Origin of the sequence: Streptomyces doebereineriae, assembly GCF_031845645.1 — a bacterium.
Classification (GTDB): domain Bacteria; phylum Actinomycetota; class Actinomycetes; order Streptomycetales; family Streptomycetaceae; genus Streptomyces; species Streptomyces canus.
Window position 1 is genome coordinate 83,253 of sequence record NZ_JAVREZ010000023.1, and the last position, 18,036, is coordinate 101,288.

At 71.8% G+C, this 18,036-nt stretch carries 18 protein-coding genes and 1 pseudogene; 6 read left to right on the plus strand and 13 right to left on the minus strand.

Going from position 1 to position 18,036, the window contains the following annotated elements; genetic code table 11:
- Window positions 1-119: 119 nt before the first annotated feature.
- On the plus strand, window positions 120-545 hold the full coding sequence (locus RNB18_RS42865; RefSeq protein ID WP_311719545.1) for a DUF6003 family protein: 426 nt from the start codon (window positions 120-122) through the stop codon (window positions 543-545).
- Window positions 546-566: 21 nt separating this feature from the next.
- On the opposite strand, the gene RNB18_RS42870 is transcribed toward RNB18_RS42865, so the two are convergent.
- The 3 genes from RNB18_RS42870 to RNB18_RS42880 all read right to left on the minus strand — a co-directional run bounded on the left by RNB18_RS42870 (window position 567) and on the right by RNB18_RS42880 (window position 2,931).
- Complete coding sequence (locus tag RNB18_RS42870) at window positions 567-1,532, minus strand: YihY/virulence factor BrkB family protein (protein ID WP_311719546.1); 966 nt, start codon at window positions 1,530-1,532, stop codon at window positions 567-569.
- A gap of 61 nt (window positions 1,533-1,593) precedes the next feature.
- Window positions 1,594-2,142, minus strand: a complete 549-nt coding sequence (locus RNB18_RS42875) for a YciI family protein (RefSeq protein WP_311719547.1) — start codon at window positions 2,140-2,142, stop codon at window positions 1,594-1,596.
- Window positions 2,143-2,175: 33 nt separating this feature from the next.
- On the minus strand, window positions 2,176-2,931 hold the full coding sequence (locus RNB18_RS42880; RefSeq protein ID WP_311719549.1) for a hypothetical protein: 756 nt from the start codon (window positions 2,929-2,931) through the stop codon (window positions 2,176-2,178).
- Window positions 2,932-3,062: 131 nt separating this feature from the next.
- Here RNB18_RS42880 and RNB18_RS42885 point away from each other — a divergent pair, with 131 nt between their 5' ends.
- Both RNB18_RS42885 and RNB18_RS42890 read left to right on the plus strand, forming a co-directional pair.
- The gene (locus RNB18_RS42885) at window positions 3,063-4,259 is read left to right on the plus strand and encodes an MFS transporter (RefSeq protein ID WP_311719550.1); all 1,197 of its coding nucleotides are present in this window, start codon (window positions 3,063-3,065) and stop codon (window positions 4,257-4,259) included.
- Between the two features lie 59 nt (window positions 4,260-4,318).
- The gene (locus RNB18_RS42890; RefSeq protein ID WP_311719551.1) at window positions 4,319-4,933 is read left to right on the plus strand and encodes a dihydrofolate reductase family protein; all 615 of its coding nucleotides are present in this window, start codon (window positions 4,319-4,321) and stop codon (window positions 4,931-4,933) included.
- Here the strand turns inward: RNB18_RS42890 and RNB18_RS42895 are convergent.
- Complete coding sequence (locus RNB18_RS42895) at window positions 4,891-5,877, minus strand: alpha/beta fold hydrolase (protein ID WP_311719552.1); 987 nt, start codon at window positions 5,875-5,877, stop codon at window positions 4,891-4,893. The genes RNB18_RS42890 and RNB18_RS42895 overlap by 43 nt on opposite strands.
- A gap of 154 nt (window positions 5,878-6,031) precedes the next feature.
- On the opposite strand from RNB18_RS42895, the gene RNB18_RS42900 reads away from it, so the two are divergent.
- Window positions 6,032-6,544, plus strand: coding sequence for a GNAT family N-acetyltransferase (locus RNB18_RS42900; protein ID WP_311719553.1), 513 nt, complete (start codon window positions 6,032-6,034; stop codon window positions 6,542-6,544).
- A gap of 43 nt (window positions 6,545-6,587) precedes the next feature.
- On the opposite strand, the gene RNB18_RS42905 is transcribed toward RNB18_RS42900, so the two are convergent.
- The gene (locus RNB18_RS42905; protein ID WP_311719554.1) at window positions 6,588-7,502 is read right to left on the minus strand and encodes a ketopantoate reductase family protein; all 915 of its coding nucleotides are present in this window, start codon (window positions 7,500-7,502) and stop codon (window positions 6,588-6,590) included.
- A 117-nt stretch (window positions 7,503-7,619) separates the two neighbouring features.
- Between RNB18_RS42905 and RNB18_RS42910 the strand changes: the two genes are divergently transcribed.
- Window positions 7,620-7,850, plus strand: a complete 231-nt coding sequence (locus RNB18_RS42910; RefSeq protein ID WP_057615221.1) for a DUF2277 domain-containing protein — start codon at window positions 7,620-7,622, stop codon at window positions 7,848-7,850.
- 133 nt (window positions 7,851-7,983) lie between these two features.
- On the opposite strand, the gene RNB18_RS42915 is transcribed toward RNB18_RS42910, so the two are convergent.
- Genes RNB18_RS42915 through RNB18_RS42925 form a run of 3 tightly spaced genes read right to left on the minus strand, consistent with a single transcriptional unit; the run spans window position 7,984 to window position 10,929 of the window.
- Window positions 7,984-8,835, minus strand: a complete 852-nt coding sequence (locus tag RNB18_RS42915) for an aldo/keto reductase (protein ID WP_311719555.1) — start codon at window positions 8,833-8,835, stop codon at window positions 7,984-7,986.
- Window positions 8,836-8,875: 40 nt separating this feature from the next.
- Complete coding sequence (locus RNB18_RS42920) at window positions 8,876-9,904, minus strand: zinc-binding dehydrogenase (RefSeq protein ID WP_311719556.1); 1,029 nt, start codon at window positions 9,902-9,904, stop codon at window positions 8,876-8,878.
- 47 nt (window positions 9,905-9,951) lie between these two features.
- The gene (locus tag RNB18_RS42925; protein WP_266381799.1) at window positions 9,952-10,929 is read right to left on the minus strand and encodes an aldo/keto reductase; all 978 of its coding nucleotides are present in this window, start codon (window positions 10,927-10,929) and stop codon (window positions 9,952-9,954) included.
- A gap of 215 nt (window positions 10,930-11,144) precedes the next feature.
- Between RNB18_RS42925 and RNB18_RS42930 the strand changes: the two genes are divergently transcribed.
- Window positions 11,145-12,038, plus strand: coding sequence for a helix-turn-helix transcriptional regulator (locus tag RNB18_RS42930; RefSeq protein ID WP_311719557.1), 894 nt, complete (start codon window positions 11,145-11,147; stop codon window positions 12,036-12,038).
- A 48-nt stretch (window positions 12,039-12,086) separates the two neighbouring features.
- On the opposite strand, the gene RNB18_RS42935 is transcribed toward RNB18_RS42930, so the two are convergent.
- From RNB18_RS42935 to RNB18_RS42955, 5 genes and pseudogenes are all read right to left on the minus strand, one after another.
- On the minus strand, window positions 12,087-12,650 hold the full coding sequence (locus RNB18_RS42935; protein ID WP_394817765.1) for a DedA family protein: 564 nt from the start codon (window positions 12,648-12,650) through the stop codon (window positions 12,087-12,089).
- Window positions 12,651-12,885: 235 nt separating this feature from the next.
- The gene (locus tag RNB18_RS42940; protein WP_311719560.1) at window positions 12,886-13,335 is read right to left on the minus strand and encodes a DoxX family protein; all 450 of its coding nucleotides are present in this window, start codon (window positions 13,333-13,335) and stop codon (window positions 12,886-12,888) included.
- 87 nt (window positions 13,336-13,422) lie between these two features.
- Window positions 13,423-15,350 (minus strand): annotated as a pseudogene (locus RNB18_RS42945) (FAD/NAD(P)-binding protein).
- A gap of 188 nt (window positions 15,351-15,538) precedes the next feature.
- A complete protein-coding gene (locus RNB18_RS42950) occupies window positions 15,539-17,218 on the minus strand; it encodes an alkaline phosphatase D family protein (protein WP_311719561.1) in 1,680 nt (559 codons plus the stop codon).
- Window positions 17,219-17,289: 71 nt separating this feature from the next.
- A complete protein-coding gene (locus tag RNB18_RS42955; protein WP_311719562.1) occupies window positions 17,290-17,934 on the minus strand; it encodes an HNH endonuclease family protein in 645 nt (214 codons plus the stop codon).
- Window positions 17,935-18,036: the final 102 nt, after the last annotated feature.

The window sequence follows — 18,036 nt, forward strand, 5'->3', positions numbered from 1 at the left end:
TCCTCGCTCCTCTTGGGTCACTCGCCGAAGCAGAACATTAGCCGGGCGAGGCGGGGTAATGGGAGTCGATCAGCCCCTGTTGAGGAGGTTGAGGAGTCAGTGTCGCGAAGGAGCCGAGGATGACCGACGACGCCTATCTGTTCCTGCTCGACGACGCGTCCGCGCGACTCGGCGTGCCCCCCGCCGCCGTCGGCGATCTCGCGTGCATGGAGACTCCCGCGGTGCGCGCGTGGCTGGACGCGCAGGGAACCACGGCGACCTCCCCGCATCTGCGTCTGCTGCCACCGGAGGAGACCGCCGCCGTGCCCGAGGGGGCCGAGCGGCTGCCCGTGCCGCTGAACGACGAGGAACTGAGCCGGCTCCGCCACCACCTGACACCGGAGCCGATCGCCGGGGTCGAGGAGGAGCTGCTCGCCTACCGCGACTGCGCGGACGGCCGGGACGGCCTGATCGGACGCGCACTGGCCGCGGGCGTGCCGCCGCACCGCGTCGTCGAACTGACCGGTGTGGACCCGGCGACGGTCACCGCCGCCGCGGAAGGCTGACGACGAGACCGCCGCCCGGCCTCACACCCCCGGGCCGGGATCCGGATGGACGGCCGACTCGATGCCGGCGCGGGCCGCTTCCAGTTGGGCGGCGAACGCGATGCCGAGGAAGAGCGCGACAGCGGTGAGGTTGGCCCACAGCAGCAGGGCGATGAAGGCGGTGAGCGGCCCGTACACGGCGCCGAAGGCACCGCTCTCCTCGACGTACAGGGCGAGCAGCCAGGTGGCCGCCACCCACAGCAGCAGATGGACGGCCGAGCCGAACGCCAGCCAGGTGTAACCGGGCTGCACGCGGCGCGGCGACCAGCGGAAGATCACGGCGGAGGCCACCCAGGCCAGCGCGAGCCCCACGGGGAGGTCGAGCACACCCCACCAGCGCGGCCCGCCACCGTCCCGGCCCGCGGACTCGGCCACCGCGTCGCCGACGGCCTCACCGGCCACCAACACGACGAACCCCAGCACCAGGGGCAGACCGGCGGCGAGCGCGAGCACGAGCCCGCGCGCGTACTTGCGCGGGAAGGGCCGGTCGCGCTCGATGCCGTAGATACGGTTCGCGCCCCGTTCGATCTGGCCCATGGCCGAGGCGAGGTTCAACAGCGCGAAGCCCAGGCCGAGCCACAGGGCGAGCGTGCTCCAGACATCGCCGTGCGCGGTGCGCCGCGTCCCGTCGAAGGCGTCCTTCACGATGTCGGCGCTCGCGCCCGGCACGATCCGGCCGAGTGTGAGCTCGATGATCCGTCCCACGCCCTCCGTGTGCACCGACGTGGCAAGGCCGACCAGCGCCACGGTGCACGGAACGAGCCCGAGCACCACCTGGAAGGCGAGGGCCCGGGCGTTGGTGAAGCCGTCGGCGTAACGGAACCGCGCGAAGGAGTCGGCCAGCAGCCGCAGCCCGCCGTAGTGGCGCAGGGCGGTGAAGGCCTCGTCTCCGGAGAGCTCGTCCCCGATCATGTCCCTGGTCTGCGGGACGCGGACGGCGGTACCCATGGCGTGGACGCTCCTTGCTCGGACGGCTGGTCCCTGTGCGGTTGCCCCGAGAACCAGGTTGTCAGCGTCGTCCGCCGAACTCCCACTCGTGGACCTCCACGGCCGCGTACCGGTCCGCGGTCAGCACAGCTCGTGCCCGTTCCGGGTCCGGGGCGCGGACCAGGGCCGCCGTGCCCAGCCAGGCGGTGGCGTCGTCGGACAGGAGAGGGCCGTAGGCGATCAGGTCGTCCCTGCCGGGCGGTACGGCGAGATCGACGGCCTCTCCCGTGCCGAGACCGAGCACCAGATACCGGTCGCCACCGGTCCGGCCGCCGGGGAAGTCCCACATGGTGCGGCCCAGCAGGTTGCGCCAACGCCGCAGCAGTACGTCCCGGAAAGCGCCCGCCTGATAGTTGGGCTCGTCGAACGCGAACGCGCGGGCCGCCGCCGGATCGGGCAGGTCGACGATGTGCACGCTTCCCGTCGGCGTCTCACCGTCGGCGGCGAACGTCGGGCCCCGGGCGATCAGTTCGGCAGCGTACCGGTCCATGTAGGACCAGTGCGCTTCCGTCAGCTCCTCACGCAGAGGCAGGGAACCGGGCCGGTCACGGTGGTAACAGAAGAACTCCATGAACAGGGAGCCTTGTCCACGGGCGGTCTCATCTCAACGGTATTTCGCGGGCGGCGTGTTCGTCAGCTCGGCGAACAGCGGGGCCAGACGGGTGGCGAGTTCGGGACGGAAACGTTCGAGCTCGGCCGTGACGACGCCGACCGTGGCGCTCAGGGCACGGTGGAGTTCCGCGGCGGTGAGCGAGCGGACGAGTGTCGTCTCCAGCGCGGTCGAGAGGTCGTCGGGGAGCAGGTGGGCACCCTTCGCGTGCGCGGCCGGGTGGCCGAGTCGCAGGCAGGCCAAGGTGATCACGTGCTCGCGCAGGGCGCTGATCCAGTGCTCGGCCTGCCACCAGCGGGCGCGCTCGACGCACACGCGCGCGTGGAGGGCGTGATGCCACAGGAGACCGACCAGGGTGTCGCCGTCCGGGGGAGTGAAGGGTTCGAGGGGGCGGGACCGGCCGAAGACCGTCCGCCACTGCGGGCCCCGCGGGCCGAACTCGGTCTCCGGGGCGAAGGTCAGGTCGATCTCCAGCCAGCCCGGCAGGAGGAACACCCGGATGACGCCGGCGCCGACACGCAGGTCCCAGTGGTGCCGCGCGCCGAGATCGTCGTAGAGCCAGCCGGTCCACCGCTCCAGCGTCGGCGTCAGGTCGCCGCGCACGGCCAGGACCAGGTCGGTGTCCGACCAGCGGTCGCCCTCCCCGACGGCGTACGAGCCGGTGAATGCGGCGCCCACAATGCTGCCGTCGGCCTCCGCGCGCGCGAGCAGCCGCTCCCGGAGGCGGTCCCGTTCTTCGACCGTGAACATCGGCCCCGCTTTCGTCCAAGCGTCGTCGGTTCTTTGTCCATGGACCGATCCGCGGTCGGGACGCGAGGGTCGATTCATGAGGGTGGATCTTGAGGATTGTCGTGCATAGCCCGGTGACCGGACGGCCGCGGATGCCAAGTGGGCTTGTCGCGCTGGCCGTCGGTGGGTTCGGGATCGGGCTGACCGAGTTTCTGATCGCGGGGCTGCTGCCCCAGGTGGCGGCGAGTTTCGCGGTGTCCGAGGCGGCCGCGGGGCGGCTGATCTCCGGATACGCGTTGAGCGTGGCGGTCGGTGCGATCGCCCTGACCGCGGCGACCGCGCGGCTGCCCCGCAAACACGTCCTGGTCGGCCTGGTGGTCCTGTTCGTCCTCGGCAACCTGCTGTCCGCGATCGCGCCGAGCTATCCGGTGATGCTGCTCGGGCGGATCGTCGCGGCGCTGTGCCACGGCTCGTTCTTCGGCATCGGCTCCCTGGTCGCGCGCAGCCTGGTCGTCCCCGAGCGCGCGTCCCGCGCGGTGGCCGTCATGTTCGCCGGGCTGACCGTCGCGAACGTGCTCGGCGTGCCGTTCGGCGCGCTGGTGGGGGAGCGCTGGGGCTGGCGGGCAGCGTTCTGGGCGGTCACCGTGATCGGCCTGCTCGCGCTCGCGGGAATCATCGCGTTCGTGCCGAGGAGGGCCGGAGAGACCCCGCCGACGGAATCGGCGGCCCCCACCGGCCTGCGCGCCCAGCTCGGCGCGTTCCGGTCCGGGCAGGTCTGGCTGACCCTGGTGGCCACCGCGCTCGGCTACGGCGGGATGTTCGGCGCGTTCAGCTATATCGCCTACACGTTCACCGAGGTCGGCGGCTTCTCCTCGGCGGATGTCGCCTGGCTGCTCATGGTGTACGGCGTCGGCCTGGTCGTAGGGAACCTGATCGGCGGGCGGGCCGCCGACCACGACCGTGACCGCGCGCTGGTCCTCGCCCTGACCGGTCTCACCGTCACCCTGGCCGTGTTCGGGCTGCTCGCCACCAGCGCCACGGCGTCGGTGGTGCTGGTGTTCCTGATGGGAGTTTTCGGGTTCGCCGGTGTGCCCGGCATGATCACCCGCGTCACCGACTACGCGCACGGGGCCGCCCTGGCCGCCAGTGCCAACGTGTCCGCGTCCAACATCGGCAACGCGCTGGGCGCCTGGGCCGGAGGCCTCGCGATCACGGCCGGCCTCGGCTACACCGCACCGCTCTATGTCGGCGCCGGCATCGTGCTGATTTCCGTCCTCGTCATGACCGTCGCCGCGCATCGAGCGAGGCCGGCCGCAAGGCAGGACCGCGAGTCGGCGGTCCGGCGATGACTTTCGCGCGCGGGGCCGGTCTCAGGGAGGACGAGGAGCGCCCTGAGAGAGGACCGGCCATGGAGAACCCTCAGCACGTGGACACGAGGCCGGCGGCGGACATGGCGCCGCAGACCGCCGCGGGCAAGGTGCTCTGGCACTTCACGATGTCGTTGGACGGGTGCGTGGCGGGCCCCGGGCACGGCATGGACTGGATGACGGGGTTCTCGTTCCGGCCCGGTCTCGTCGAGGAGTACGCCGGGACGACCGGGGCCGTGCTGGGCGGCCGGGACGGCTGGGACGCCTTTCCCGACGCCGGTGGCATCTACGGCGGTGCGTGGCAGGGGGCGGTGTTCGTCCTCACACACCACCCCGAGGACGCGCCGAGCGCCGACGGCGTGACCTTCCTGAGCTGTGACGTCGCCGAGGCGGTCCGGATCGCGCTGAAGGCCGCCGACGGCAAGAACGTCGAGGTCTTCTCACCCACGATCGGCCGCCAGCTCCTCGAACGCGGACTGATCGACGAGATCGACCTCCACATCGCGCCCGTCCTGCTCGGCGACGGGATCCGGCTGTTCGACAACCCCGGCGGTGCCCCCCTCCGCCTCGAATTCCTCAACGGCGGCGACCGCACGGCCACGGTGAACGTGCGCTACCGCCCGGCCACGACCGATCCCAGCCAGTCGGTCAGGTGACGGCCGACCTCCTCGGGGCGTTCCTGCTGGATCCAGTGTCCGCAGCCGTCGAGGAGATGGGCGCCGCGCAGACCGGGCAGGGTGGTGGGGAACGCGTCGATGGCGTCGGAGAGCCAGGTGGTGGAGGCGTCCAGGGTGCCGCCCAGGAAGAGAGAGGGCTGACGGATCGCCGCGCCCGCGTGGGCGGCCAGATCCTTCCAGTCCCGGTCCATCGCGCGGTAGCGGTTCAGGGCACCGGTCAGGCCCGTGCGCTCGAACTCGCCCGCGTAGACGTCGAGATCGTCCTCGGTGAGCCAGGCCGGGAGGCGGTCGGCGGGGAAGCGGTCGCGGAGCCGGCCGCCGGGTGCGACGAAGTGGGGGTCGGCGGGCATGAGGTGGGCGTCGGCCGTGGGCATGGTGTCCGCGGAGAGCGCGGCATAGAAACCGGCCAGCCAGCCGCGGACGTCCGGTTCGATCTCGCGCTCGGCCCGGCCGGGCTCCTGGAAGTAGGAGACGTAGAACTCCTCCTCCCCGCCGAGCCGCGCGAACACCTCGCTGGGGCGGGGGCCGCCGGGCGGGGTGTACGGCACGCTCAGCAGGGCGACCGCGTGAAAGACGTCCGGCCTGAGCAGCGCCGAGTGCGCGGCGATCGTCGCGCCCCAGTCGTGCCCGACGACCACCGCGGAACGCTCGCCGAGTGCCTCCACCACGGCCGCGTTGTCCTCCACCAGCTCGGTCATCCGGTACGCCGCCACCGCCTCCGGCTTCGAGGAGCGGCCGTATCCGCGCACGTCCACGGCGACCGCGCGGTATCCGGCCGCGGCCAGTACCGGCAGCTGGTGGCGCCACGAGTACCAGGACTCCGGGAAGCCGTGCAGCAGCAGGACCAGGGGCCCGCTGCCCTGCTCGACGAGGTGGATCCGGCCGGCGGGGCCGGGGACCAGACGGTGGGTGCGGTGCGGCATGTGTCCTCCGTGCGTACGGCGGTGCGGTGACGGGTCACGGACTGCGGCTCACGGCGATCCTGCAACGTACGGCGGAGTGGCGCGAGGTCTGTTGCCGGTTCGGCAAAACCGCAGGCCGGGGGCGTTGTCAGACCTGGCGCCTAAGGTGGCTGGCATGGATACGGAGCAGGTGCGGCTGGTGCCCTGGGCGGAGGGCGACTTCTGGCTGCTGGAGCGGACCAACAGCCCTGAGATGACCGACCACTTGGGCGGGCCCGAGAGCGAGGAGAAGCTCGTCGCACGGCATCGGCGGTACGTCGAGCTGTCGTCGGGGCGGATGTACCGCGTCACGCTCGCGGACGGCGGGGAGACCGTGGGCTCGGTGGGGTTCTGGCAGCGTGAGTGGCGGGACTCCCTGATATGGGAGACCGGGTGGGGGATCCTGCCGGAGTTCCAGGGACGGCGACTGGCCGCGCAGACGGCCCGCGCCGTCGTGGAGGAGGCACGGGCCGCCGGAGAGCACCGGTATCTGCACGCGTTCCCGAGCGTGGAGCACACCGCGTCGAACAGCGTCTGTCGCCGGGCGGGCTTCACGCTGCTAGGACAGGCCGAGTTCGAGTACCCGAAGGGGCACTGGCTCACGTCGAACGACTGGCGGTTCGACCTGACGGGCGGCGACGGCGGCTGAGGGGGTGCGCGTGAGGGTGGGCGGTGGCGATCGGGATGGGCCGTCAGCGGGTGGCGTCCGCCAACTCGCCCACCACCCGGGTCGCGACGGGCACCTTCACCCCGTGCCGGTCCGCCGCGCGCAGCAACGCCCCGCCGATCGCGTCCAGTTCGAGGGGGCGGCCCGCCTCCGCGTCGCGCTGCATCGAGGACTTCGTCCGGGGTGGGAAGGCGTCGTAGCGGGCGAGGGCCTGGGCCGGGTCGGCGGGGCCGCCGCAGGCCGCGCTGACCGCGGCGGTCTCCTCGACCAGGGCGGTCAGCTCCTCGCGGTGGCGGGTGCGTACCTCGCCGAGGGGGAGGCCGTGCACCGTGGTGAGGAGAGCGAAGGGAGCGAGGAAGGACATCTTGGCCCACAGGACGGCCGACTCGTCGTCCAGGACACGGCTTGCGGGGCCGGCCCCGGCCAGGGCGGAGGCCAGTGCGTCGAGGCGCTCGCGGGGGACGCCGTCCCCGGTCAGGTCGAGCTCGGCGAAGGGGCTGCCGTGCTCGATGACACCCGGCGCGATCCGTGTCGACTCGACGCGGATCACCGCGGGGGCGACCCGGTCCGGGCGATAGCGGGTGCGCAGGGTCGCCGGGTGTTCCACGCCGTTCAGGAGGGGGACGACCAGGCCGTCGCCCAGGGCGGTGGGCGGGACGCGGTCGAGGGCGGAGTGCAGGGAGGTGTGCTTGACGGCGATCAGGCAGGCGTCGACCGGTTCGCGCAGTTTGGTGTCGGCCTCCACGCGGACGGTGAAGTCGCCGAAGGTGCCGCTGCGGACCTGGAGACCGGCCGTGCGCAGGGTGGTCGCCGTGGCGTCGCCCGCCAGGCAGATCACGCGGTGTCCGGCGCGGGCGAGGAGGGCGGCGAGAAGGCCGCCGGTGCCGCCCGGGCCCAGGACGGCCACGGTGAGTTTCTGGTGCGCCGAGTCGTGCGCCATGTCGGATTGTTCCTCTCGTCGGTCGGCCCCGGAACCGGTGGCCGCCTCGTCGAGGATCATGACATTCGGAACGGGCGGACGGAAGCGCCGATCCGCTCGGGGAGGGAGACTGTCGGTATGTGCCGCAGTATCAAGACGCTTCGTCCGCCCGTGTTGCCCGAGGAGGCGACGGAGGAGGAGATCCGGGCCGCCGCGCTTCAGTATGTGCGCAAGGTGTCGGGCTTCCGGGCCCCCGCCGCCCACAACCAGGAGGTCTTCGAACGGGCCGTGGAGGTGATCGCGGAGGCCACGGCGGAGTTGCTGGCGGGCCTGGAGGTCCGCGGAGCGGCTCGCCGCGAGGCGGGGTGACCTGCGCGGGCGCCGGGTGCGGGACCGGCCGGGGTAGGCCGTGCTCGCACCCGGGCGGGTGCCGCCTCGCCTGAACCTGCCAGAGTTCAGTTGGGCTGACGCCCGCCGTGGCGCAGTCCTGTTCTGGTTCAGATCAGGCGTCCAGGCGGCGCCCCGCGAGCCAGGTGACCATCTCGGGGTCGCGGTGGTCGAAGAACAGGGAACCGCCGGTGTCGAGGGTGGCGATCCGGGCCAGCTGCTCGTCGGTGAGCTGGAAGTCGAAGACGTCGAAGTTCTCGGCCATGCGCTCGGCGCGCACCGACTTGGGGATGGCGACCACGCCGCGCTGGGTGAGCCAGCGCAGTACGACCTGGGCGACGGACTTGCCGTACTCCTTGCCGATCGCGGTGAGCAGCGGGTTGGTGAAAAGGTCGTTCTTGCCTTCGGCGAAGCCGCCCCAGGACTGGATCTGCACCCCGTGCTCGCGAAGCAGGTCCTGGTAGGAGGCGCGCTGGAAGAAGGGGTGGGTCTCGATCTGGTTGACCTGTGGGGTGATCTCGTTGTTGACGATCAGGTCGATCAGCCGGTCGGGGTAGAAGTTGGCGACCCCGATCGCCTTGGCCGCGCCCTCGTGGTTGAGCGCCTCCATGGCGCGCCACTGGCCGTAGACGTCGCCGAAGGGCTGGTGCATCAGGTACAGGTCCAGGTAGTCCAGGCCCAGCTTGTTCAGGGACGTCTCGAACGCGCGCTTGGTGTTGTCCTCGGCGAGGGCGTCCTGCACCCACAGCTTGGTGGTGACGAACAGCTCCTCGCGGGCGATGCCGCTGGACTTGATGGCGTGGCCCACGGCTTCTTCGTTGCCGTAGGCGGCGGCGGTGTCCAGCAGGCGGTAACCGGCGGCCAAGGCCTCGGAGACGGCGCGCTCGGTGTCCTCGGCGGGGATCTGGTAGACGCCGAAGCCCAGGAGCGGCATCTCGACGCCGTTGTTGAGGGTGACGGTCTGCATGAGCGGAATGTCCTTCGCGGTACGGACGGGGAGTGGGTGGTCAGGGGCGGACGAGGGCCTTGAGGACCTGGCGGCCGGCCATGGCCCGGTAGGCGTCCGGCGTCCGGTCGAGGGGGAAGGTCTCGTCGAAGACGCGGCCGGGGGTGATGGTGCCGTCCAGGACGTCGGGCAGCAGTTCCGGGATATGGGCGCGGGCGGGGCTGGCGCCGCCGGTCAGGGTGATGTTGCGCATGAACTCGGCCGGGCCGAGCGGTCCCTGCTCGTACTGGGGAACGCCCAGGCGGCTGATCGTGCCGCCGTCCAGGACCGCGCCGAGCGCGGTGTCGAAGGCCTGGCGGGTGCCCACGGCCTCGATGACCTTGTCCACGCCGCCGGTCAGCTCGCGGATACGGGCGATGCCCTCCTCGCCGCGCTCACCGACGACGTCGGTGGCGCCGAACGCGCGGCCCAGGCCGGTGCGCGCTTCGTGGCGGCCGGCGAGCACGATCCGCTCGGCGCCGAGCCGCTTGGCGGCGATCACCGCGCACAGGCCGACCGCTCCGTCCCCGACCACGAGCACCGCGTCCCCGCGGGCGACGCCGACGGTGACGGCGCCGTGGTGACCGGTGGTCATCACGTCCGACAGCGCCAGCAGCGACGACAGCAACGCGGAGTCGGCGGCCACCGGCAGCTTCACCAGGGTGCCGTCCGCGTACGGGACGCGGACGGCTTCGCCCTGACCGCCGTCCACGCCGTCGAAGCCGTACCTGCCGCCGTTGCGGCACGAGATGTGCAGGCCCTTGGCGCAGTAGTCGCAGGTGTTGTCGCTGTAGGTGAACGGGGCGACGACCAGATCACCGGTCTTCAGGCCGGTCACGTCCGCACCGGTCTCCTCGATGACGCCGAGGAACTCGTGGCCCATGGGCCGGCCGGTGTCGGTGGCGGGCATCGACTGGTAGGGCCACAGGTCACTGCCGCACACACACGCGGCCAGCGTGCGCACCACCGCGTCTGCCGGCTGGACGATCTTCGGGTCGGGCCGGTCCTCGACGCGGACGTCGCCGGCTCCGTACATCACTGCTGCACGCATGAGGGGTTACTGCTCCAGACTGGGGTCGTGCCTGCCGGTGCGGGTGATCAGCGTTCGAGCATCTGCGCCTGGGCCTCGGTGTGGGTGTCGCCGGCGGCGGGCGGCAGGCTGCTGAGCTTGTCGAGCTGTTCGGCGGTCAGCGTGACGGCGTCCGCGGCGGTGTTCTCCTCGACGCGGCTGACGCGCTTGGTGCCGGGGATGGGGGCGATGTCGTCCCCCTGGGCGAGCAGCCAGGCGAGCGCGACTTGCGCGGGGGTGGCGCCGACCTCGGCGGCCAGGGCCTTGACCTCGTCGGCGAGCGCCAGGTTGCGCTGGAAGTTCTCGCCGCTGAAGCGGGGGTTGTCGCGGCGGAAGTCGTTCTCGTCGAACTGGTCGGTGGAGCGGACGGCGCCGGTCAGGAAGCCGCGGCCGAGCGGGGAGAACGGCACCAGGCCGATGTTCAGCTCCCGCAGGACCGGCAGGACGCGCTCCTCGATCCCGCGGGTCCACAGCGAGTACTCGGACTGCACCGCGGTGACGGGCTGCACGGCGTGGGCCCGGCGGATCGTGTCCGGGCCGGCCTCGGAGAGGCCGAAGGCTCGGACCTTGCCCTGGTCGATCAGTTCCTTGACGGCGCCGGCGGTCTCCTCGATCGGCGTGTTCGGGTCCACCCGGTGCTGGTAGTACAGGTCGATGTGGTCGGTGCCCAGCCGCTTGAGGGAGCCCTCGACCGCGGTGCGGATGTTCGCCGGGCCGGAGTCCAGGTTCCACGCGCCCTCGCCGGCGTGCGAGACCAGGCCGAACTTGGTGGCCAGCACCACCTTGTCCCGGCGCCCCCTCAGCGCCCGCCCGAGCAGCTCCTCGTTGGTGTAGGGGCCGTAGATCTCGGCGGTGTCGATGAGCGTGACGCCCAGCTCCAGCGCCCGGTGCACGGTCCTGATCGACTCCGCGTCATCGGTGCCCGAGCCGGTGTAGCCGTGGGACATGCCCATGGCGCCCAGACCGATCCGGGAAACCTCCAGGTCACGCAGCTTGATGTAGCGCATCTCGCCCTCTTCCGATCATGGTGATATTCGGTCTCTCACCCTCGCCCGGGCCGGCAGGTCGTGCTGGTCCAAGCCCGGGCGGCGCGAGGGGCCGGCGTCTTCCTCATTCACCCTCGCCCGGATCGCTCCGGTGTGGCAGGGCGGGCTCTTCGGGGGTAATGACAGGGCCCCCCTCCGGCCCGCATAGCCGGTGCCCGGCGGGTGAGACTGGAGTCATGGCATCCCAGAGCGTGCACAGCGAGGGCGCCGAGCTGGGCCGCTACCTGCGCGCCCGCCGCACCCAGACCAGCCCCGGACACGTCGGCCTGACCGTCGGCGCCGGCATCCGCCGCACCCCCGGTCTGCGCCGCGAGGAACTGGCCACCCTCGCCGGCATCAGCATCGACTACTACGTACGCCTGGAACGCGGCAAGGAGACCCGCCCCAGCCCCGCCGTCCTCGACTCCCTCGCCCGCGCCCTGCACATGGACGACCAGGAACACCAGCACCTGCGCGAGCTCGCCGCCCGGGCGGCCCGGTACGCGCCCGAACCACCCCCGGCCCCGAGCCGCACCGTGCGCCCCCACCTGAAGCTGCTGCTGGAGTCGCTGCGCCCCAACCCCGCCTACGTGATCAGCCGCAGCATGGACATGCTGGCCTGGAACCCCGGCGGCCTCGCCCTCTACGCGGGCCTGGAGGAGTGGCCGATCAAGCACCGCAACCTCGCCCGCTACCTCTTCCTCCATCCGGCCGCGCGTGATCTGTTTCCGGACTGGGACCGCCAGGTCACCGGCTGCGTCGCCCGGCTGCGCGCCGTCGCCGGCACCGCCCCCGACGCCCCCGACCTCACCAACCTCGTCGGCGAACTGCTTCTGAAAAGTCCCGACTTCGCGGGCCTGTGGGAACGCTACGAGGTCACCGGCCGCAAGCCCGCGCAGAAGAGCTTCCAGCACCCGCAGGTCGGGAAAGTCACCCTCGCCTCGCAGTCACTGCACGTGGAAGGCACCCCGGGTCAGCGCATCGGCGTCTACACCGCCGAGCCCGGCACTCCGGAGCACGACGCCCTGCTCCTGCTCGACATGGCCACTTCGGCGACCTCGGCGCACACCACAGTGCTTCGGCCGAGCTGACAGAAGGTACCCACGGGATATGGACGTACGTCCGGCCGCTGTCGGCCGCTATCGCGCCTGCGCCGTCTCCGGGCGTCGCCGCATCACATACGCCGCCCCCGCTCCCGCCCCGAACAGCGCCGCTACCGAGACCCCCGTCGCCAGCCAGGTCGCCCCCAGCCAGTGCGCGCCGAAGTAGCCGAGGGCGACGCTGTACGCGGCCCAGGACAGGCCCGCGAGGGCGGACCAGGGGAGGAAGTCACGGGCTCGGCGGTGGGCGGTGCCGGCGAGGAGGGAGACCACCGAGCGGCCGGCGGGGGCGAAGCGGGCGAGGACCACCAGGGCCCCGCCGCCCGCGGAAAGCGCGTCGCCGAGACGTTCCTGCGCCGTGGTGAGGCGACGCGAGCGGGCGATCGCGCGGTCGAGGCGCTCACCGCCCCGGAAGGCGAGGCGGTACGCCGCCAGGTCGCCCAGGACGGAGGCGGTCGTCGCGCACAGGATCAGGGCCATCACGTCCGGGACCCTGCCGGTCGCCGCACTGCCCGCGGCCGCGGCCGTCGCGGCCGTGATGACCAGCACCCCGCTGGGCAGCAACGGCACGAACACGTCGAGGAGCACCGACAGCGCGACCATGGCGTAGATCCATGGACTGCCGGTCAAAAACCCCAGATTCTCCAGCACTGCGACTCCCCGTGATTCCCCCGTAGACAGCCATACAGCGTACGCCTGGACAGGGACAGGAGATTCACGGGGGGCTCATGAGATGGGTGCGGCATGTTCACCCGGCTGCCGCGTCCGGAGGCGGCAGGGCCGAATGCGCCGGTGCCCACCCCCACGTCCGTGGGGGAGGGCACCGTACGTGATCGCCTCAGACGGCCACGGGCTCCGCCGCCGGCTTCCGCTCCTCGGCCGAGCGCTTCGCGAACAGCCGGTCCAGGCCGAACGCGCCGGACCCGGTGAAGACCAGCAGCAGGAAGGCCCAGCTGAACATCGCTGCGGCCTCGCCGCCGTTCTCCATGGGCCACAGGGCCATGGGCTGGTGCACCTTGAAGTACGCGTACGCCATGGATCCCGCGGCGATGAACGCGGCGACGCGCGTGCCCAGGCCGAGCAGTACGAGGCCGCCGCCGACGAGCTGGATCACGGCCGCGTACCAGCCGGGCCAGGTGCCCGCTTCGATGGTGCCGCCGTCGGTGCCCGAGACACCGCCGAGGACACCGAAGAGGGAAGCGGCGCCGTGACAGAGGAAGAGCAGGCCGACGACGATGCGGTAGAGGCCGAGGGCGTATGGCTGGGCGCTGTTCAGGCGTCCGGTCATTGTGGGGGACTCCTTCGGTCGGGTCGGTCCCACAGGGGGGTCGCCCCAGGGGGATGGAACCGAGTGAGCCATCCACGGTAGGTGCCCCTAATCGATGCTTGCAAGTTCAACATTTGGCCACTCGTTTACCTCTGTGGTCCCTCCTGTTTCGCCCGCCGTCGCACGTAGAACGGCTCTCGCCACCGCATCGGCGTCCGAAAGCGTGACCGAATCCACCCCTGGCCGGGCGCCCGCCGCGGTCACCCAGTGCACCCCCTCCGTGGGCACACCGAAGGCGAACCGCCTTGCGTGGGGCTGTCCTTGACGGTCGATCAGGCGATACGGCCGCCGGGTGACGTCCAGGCCGCCGGTCTCGTAACCGCCGACGGTGTGCGGCCGGCACTGGCCCGTCTTCAGCAGCCGCGCGAGGAGGTTGTCGGCGGTACGCCGCAGATCCGGTTCTGGAAGGCGCGCCTCTATGAGGGTTGTCACGTGTACGGCGGACCCCGGCACCTCGGGCGAGCGGGCCACCCAGGTGCCGTCCGCCTCGCGGACCTCCAGGCGAGGGCCCAGCACATCCACGGTGCCGGCTTCGATCAGGGCGGTCAGTTCCTCGATGCGGCGGCGGGGCGGGCCGATGGAGAGGAAGGCGTTGAGAGGGGTGTACCAGCGGTCCAGGTGGTCCCGCCGGGACGGGCCCGGGAGGCCGCCGTGGTCGACGATCTGCCGCAGTTCGTTGCGCAGGTCCCGCAGGACGTCGAGGGCCGCCTTCAGAGGGCCGGCGACATTGCCGAGCGCGGCCTCGGCGGCGTCCTGGCGCAGATGGGCGAGGAGCCAGTGCCGCCAGGTGCCGGGGTCCGTGAAGGTCTGTCCGGTGTACGGCCGTGAAATGCGGTCCCAGGACCAGCGGTCGGCGCGCTGGATGCCGAACTCGTCCAGTACGGCGGCCTCTTCGGGGCTGCGGTGGTCCGTGGCGAGGAAGCGGTCCCTGAACTCCCTGTCCTGGACGAGGGCTTCGTAGTAGACCGTCTCCACCTCCTTCGCCACCAGCGGCCATATCTCCGTGAGGAAGTCGGGGGCCTCGCCGGAGTCGGCACGTTTGCGGAAGCGGGCGATCGTCTCGTCGGTGAGGACGAGGGGGAGGTGGCGGCCGTAGGGGCCCTTGGCGTTGTCGCCGCGGGCCTGGTACGGGATGCCGCGGCGCGAACCGGCGTACAGGCGCGGCTCGTTGCCGGAGGGGAGATAGCGCAGGGCGCCGGCGTCCGAGCGGACGAAACGGCCACCGCGGCCGGTGGTCAGCAGGGCCATGTGGTCGAAGAAGTTCAGGCCCAGGCCGCGCAGCAGCACCGGCTCGTGCGGCCGTATGCGGGACAGGTCCACGTCGGCCGGGTTCGCGGGCGGGACGTGGTGCAGACCGTGGCGTTCGGCGTGGGCGGTGTGGCTGCGCTGGGGCGCGTCGGCGACGACCGGCAGATGCCCCTGGGCGAGGACCACGGCCGACAGTCCGTACAGCACGGTCCCGTCGTCCAGCGTCACCGTCTGCTGCCCGTCGACCGCGTCATCGACCCGCACGGCCCGCGCCGCGTGCACCTCCACACTCACCGCCCCGGGCGCCTGCCGCACGATCCGGGCGAACACCCACTCCAGATAACGCCCGTACTGAACACGGCTCGGATAGTCATCGGGCCCGAGCGGGTCATCGGAGACCGAGTCCCGGCCGAGCCGCGAATCCCCGCACGCCCACTCGTACAGGCTCGGCCCCCGGCGTATCGGCCCCGCGCAGTCCACGCTCTCGTCGGTGAACAGGGTGACCTGGGAGGCAACCGTGTTCATCAGGAGGTCGGGGACTGGGTGGGGCGCCATACGCGGCCGGGGCCCGGTGGGGACGGGTCGATGACGTGGACCGTCAAGTGGGCGCCGGGCGGGAGGAGTTCGGGGGCGGAGGCGCAGAGGCGTTCCAGGACGCTGGTGCCGCGGGGCCCCGCGCCGACCAGGGCGACGGAGACGGGCGCGCGGTCCGTGGTCGGTGCGGGCAAGAGCGGAACTCCCGGGCGTGTGGGGCGCGTGGCGGAGCCGTGGAGCTCCACCGGAAGCGGACGGTCCGCCTCATCATGCCGCCGGGAGTACGGGGTGCCGAGCCTCGGGGCCCTGGACTGTGGGATGCATCACGAGCAACCCGTGCCACGGGCACAACAAACGGCCGCAAGGGGATGGAATGAGCCGATTACCGGGCGAGCCTGGACGCCTCGCGCCCGCTCCCCCCGGTGAGTTCGGACTCCGAGACCGTCACCAGCCGCGTCCGCCCCTCGCCCGACTCCCGCGCCTGGTCCAGCCGCAGCCGCGCCGAACGCCCGTTCAGCGTCAGCGTCATGAGCTGGTTGCCGAACCACGGGCCGCCCGTGTGCCGCCAGGAGACCGGCGGTTGCTCACAGCCGCCGTGCCGGGCGAGCAGCCGCCCGAGCGCCCGCGCGGTCGCGCTCCAGCCGAAGCGGAAGCCGAACCGGATATAGCTGGGCACAGAGTTGTGGACGGGGGAGCAGGTCAGCTGGAGGACGCGGGCCTCCGGTCCGCCGGAGTGCCACTTCGGCTCGGCCACGTACGCGTGGTGCACGTCCCCCGACAGCACCAGCACCGTCGCCGGCGCCTCGGGCCCCGAGCCCACCTCGGCGATCAGGTCCGCCAGCGCCGCGAAGGACTCCGGGAACGCCGCCCAGTGCTCCAGGTCCGCCTTCCGCCGCAGATCCTCCCCGAACCGGGCCCAGCGCGCCCCTCGGTCCCCCCGGCACAGCGCGGCGTCCCACGCCTCGGCATGGTGCACCAGATGCGGCAGCAGCCAGGGCAGCGAGGTGCCGATGAGGAGGTGGTCGTAGGAGGCGCGCTCCTCCAGTACCTGTCCGCGCAGCCACTCGGCCTCGCCGGGGTCCAGCATCGAGCGGTTCTCCTCGTCGAGGACGCGGGCCGCGCGGGAGTCCACCATGAGCAGGCGCACCCGGCCGAAGTCGCGCCGGTAACTCCAGCGCACGGAGGCCGCGTCGGCCTCGGCCCGGCACGCGAAGGCGCGCAACTCGTCGGTGCCGTCCGGGGATTGGCGTACGACGGCGTAGAGCGGGTCGGCGGCCAGCTCGGCCGGGGGCAGGTTGCCCAGGTGTTGGTAGACCCAGTACGACATCAGGCCGCTCAGCAGCCGCTCCCGCCACCAGGAGACTTCGCGCATGTCCTCGACCCAGGAGGCGGAGGTGTTCCAGTCGTCGATGACGTCGTGGTCGTCGAAGATCATGCAGCTGGGCACGGTGGACAGCAGCCAGCGCACCTCGGGGTCGAGCCAGGACTCGTAGTAGAGGTGGGTGTACTCCTCGTAGTCCGCCACCTGGTTGCCCGGCGGGTCGCTCAGATCGCGGCGTGCGGCCAGCCAGCTCTGGGTGGCCCGTGAGGTCTCGTCGGCGTAGACCTGGTCGCCCAGCAGCAGGAGGACGTCCGGCCGTTCGCCCTCCGGCTCGGCGGCGATACGGGCCGCGAGGGTGTCCAGGGCGTCGGGGCCCACGGGGTCCTTGTCGCCCTTCGGGGGCGCGGCCCAGCGGCAGGAGCCGAAGGCGACGCGGACGGTGTCCGTGGCGGCGGGCGTGTGGATGACGGACGGCGGAAACCCTGAAAAGGGGGCGTCGGGCAGGGGCCACACGCGCGTGCCGTCCAGGAACACCTCGTACGACCGCTCGGTGCCCGGAGTCAGGCCGTCGACCGGGACGAGGGCGTAGTAGTGGCCCGCGATCTGGAAGGTGGGGGCCGCACCGCCGGTGCCGTCCGAGCAGCGCACCTCGGCGGCGCACGGACGGCTCGTCTCGACCCACACGGTCGCGGACGAGCCGTCGACGTACCTGAGCAGTGGTCCCAGCCGCAGTTCGGCCACGTGATCCTCCTCCGTCGCCCCGTACGGTACGGAACGGCGGAGGTCCGCGGGGAGGTTCCGTTACGGAATCGTCAGCAGTTGGCGAGGTAGCTCGTGAGCGCGCTCTTCTCCGCCGAGTCGACGGAGAGGTCGTAGTAGTACTTCACCTGGACCCAGGCGCGGACGTAGGTGCAGCGGTACGAGGTGACCGACGGCATCCACTCTGCCGGGTCCTGGTCGCTCTTGGACTGGTTCACGTTGTCCGTGACGGCGATGAGCTGCGGGCGGGTGACGTCGTTGGCGAAGCCCTGGCGCTGGGCGGTGGTCCAGGCGCTCGCGCCGGAGTCCCAGGCCTCGGCGAGCGGGACCAGGTGGTCGATGTCGAGGTCGGAGGCGGCGGTCCAGGTGGCGCCGTCGTACGGGGAGTACCAGCTGCCGCTGGTGGCGGTGCAGGCGGAGTTGGTGACGACGTTCGAACCGTCCCGCTTGAGGATGTACTCACGGGTGTTGCAGGTGCCGCTGATCGTGATCCAGGTGGGGAACAGGTCGCGGTCGTAGCCGGTGCGGCTCTCGGTGGCCACGGTGAGCGAGGCGAGGTAGGTGCGGGCGGTGGCCGCGCTGACCGGGGTGGGGAGGGCGGCGGAGGCGGTCGGGCCGTTGAGAACCGCGACGGAGGCTATGAGGGCGGTGAGTGCCCCGAGTATGCTGAGCCGTCGACGCGCGTAGAACTTCGGCATGCGAACTCCCTTGGGGGACGGGGGTGGTGGAGCGCGAGCGTGGGAATGCTCGCGGCTCCGCGTTGCGGGGAGGTGTGCGTTCGGTAAGAAGTTAGTGACGCG

Bases quoted from the DNA above. Each gene is read 5' to 3' on its own strand.
- RNB18_RS42865 (WP_311719545.1), top strand. From the start codon at position 120: ATGACCGACGACGCCTATCTGTTCCTGCTCGACGACGCGTCCGCGCGA.
- RNB18_RS42870 (WP_311719546.1), bottom strand. From the start codon at position 1,532: ATGGGTACCGCCGTCCGCGTCCCGCAGACCAGGGACATGATCGGGGAC.
- RNB18_RS42875 (WP_311719547.1), bottom strand. From the start codon at position 2,142: ATGGAGTTCTTCTGTTACCACCGTGACCGGCCCGGTTCCCTGCCTCTG.
- RNB18_RS42880 (WP_311719549.1), bottom strand. From the start codon at position 2,931: ATGTTCACGGTCGAAGAACGGGACCGCCTCCGGGAGCGGCTGCTCGCG.
- RNB18_RS42885 (WP_311719550.1), top strand. From the start codon at position 3,063: ATGCCAAGTGGGCTTGTCGCGCTGGCCGTCGGTGGGTTCGGGATCGGG.
- RNB18_RS42890 (WP_311719551.1), top strand. From the start codon at position 4,319: ATGGAGAACCCTCAGCACGTGGACACGAGGCCGGCGGCGGACATGGCG.
- RNB18_RS42895 (WP_311719552.1), bottom strand. From the start codon at position 5,877: ATGCCGCACCGCACCCACCGTCTGGTCCCCGGCCCCGCCGGCCGGATC.
- RNB18_RS42900 (WP_311719553.1), top strand. From the start codon at position 6,032: ATGGATACGGAGCAGGTGCGGCTGGTGCCCTGGGCGGAGGGCGACTTC.
- RNB18_RS42905 (WP_311719554.1), bottom strand. From the start codon at position 7,502: ATGGCGCACGACTCGGCGCACCAGAAACTCACCGTGGCCGTCCTGGGC.
- RNB18_RS42910 (WP_057615221.1), top strand. From the start codon at position 7,620: ATGTGCCGCAGTATCAAGACGCTTCGTCCGCCCGTGTTGCCCGAGGAG.
- RNB18_RS42915 (WP_311719555.1), bottom strand. From the start codon at position 8,835: ATGCAGACCGTCACCCTCAACAACGGCGTCGAGATGCCGCTCCTGGGC.
- RNB18_RS42920 (WP_311719556.1), bottom strand. From the start codon at position 9,904: ATGCGTGCAGCAGTGATGTACGGAGCCGGCGACGTCCGCGTCGAGGAC.
- RNB18_RS42925 (WP_266381799.1), bottom strand. From the start codon at position 10,929: ATGCGCTACATCAAGCTGCGTGACCTGGAGGTTTCCCGGATCGGTCTG.
- RNB18_RS42930 (WP_311719557.1), top strand. From the start codon at position 11,145: ATGGCATCCCAGAGCGTGCACAGCGAGGGCGCCGAGCTGGGCCGCTAC.
- RNB18_RS42935 (WP_394817765.1), bottom strand. From the start codon at position 12,650: ATGGTCGCGCTGTCGGTGCTCCTCGACGTGTTCGTGCCGTTGCTGCCC.
- RNB18_RS42940 (WP_311719560.1), bottom strand. From the start codon at position 13,335: ATGACCGGACGCCTGAACAGCGCCCAGCCATACGCCCTCGGCCTCTAC.
- RNB18_RS42955 (WP_311719562.1), bottom strand. From the start codon at position 17,934: ATGCCGAAGTTCTACGCGCGTCGACGGCTCAGCATACTCGGGGCACTC.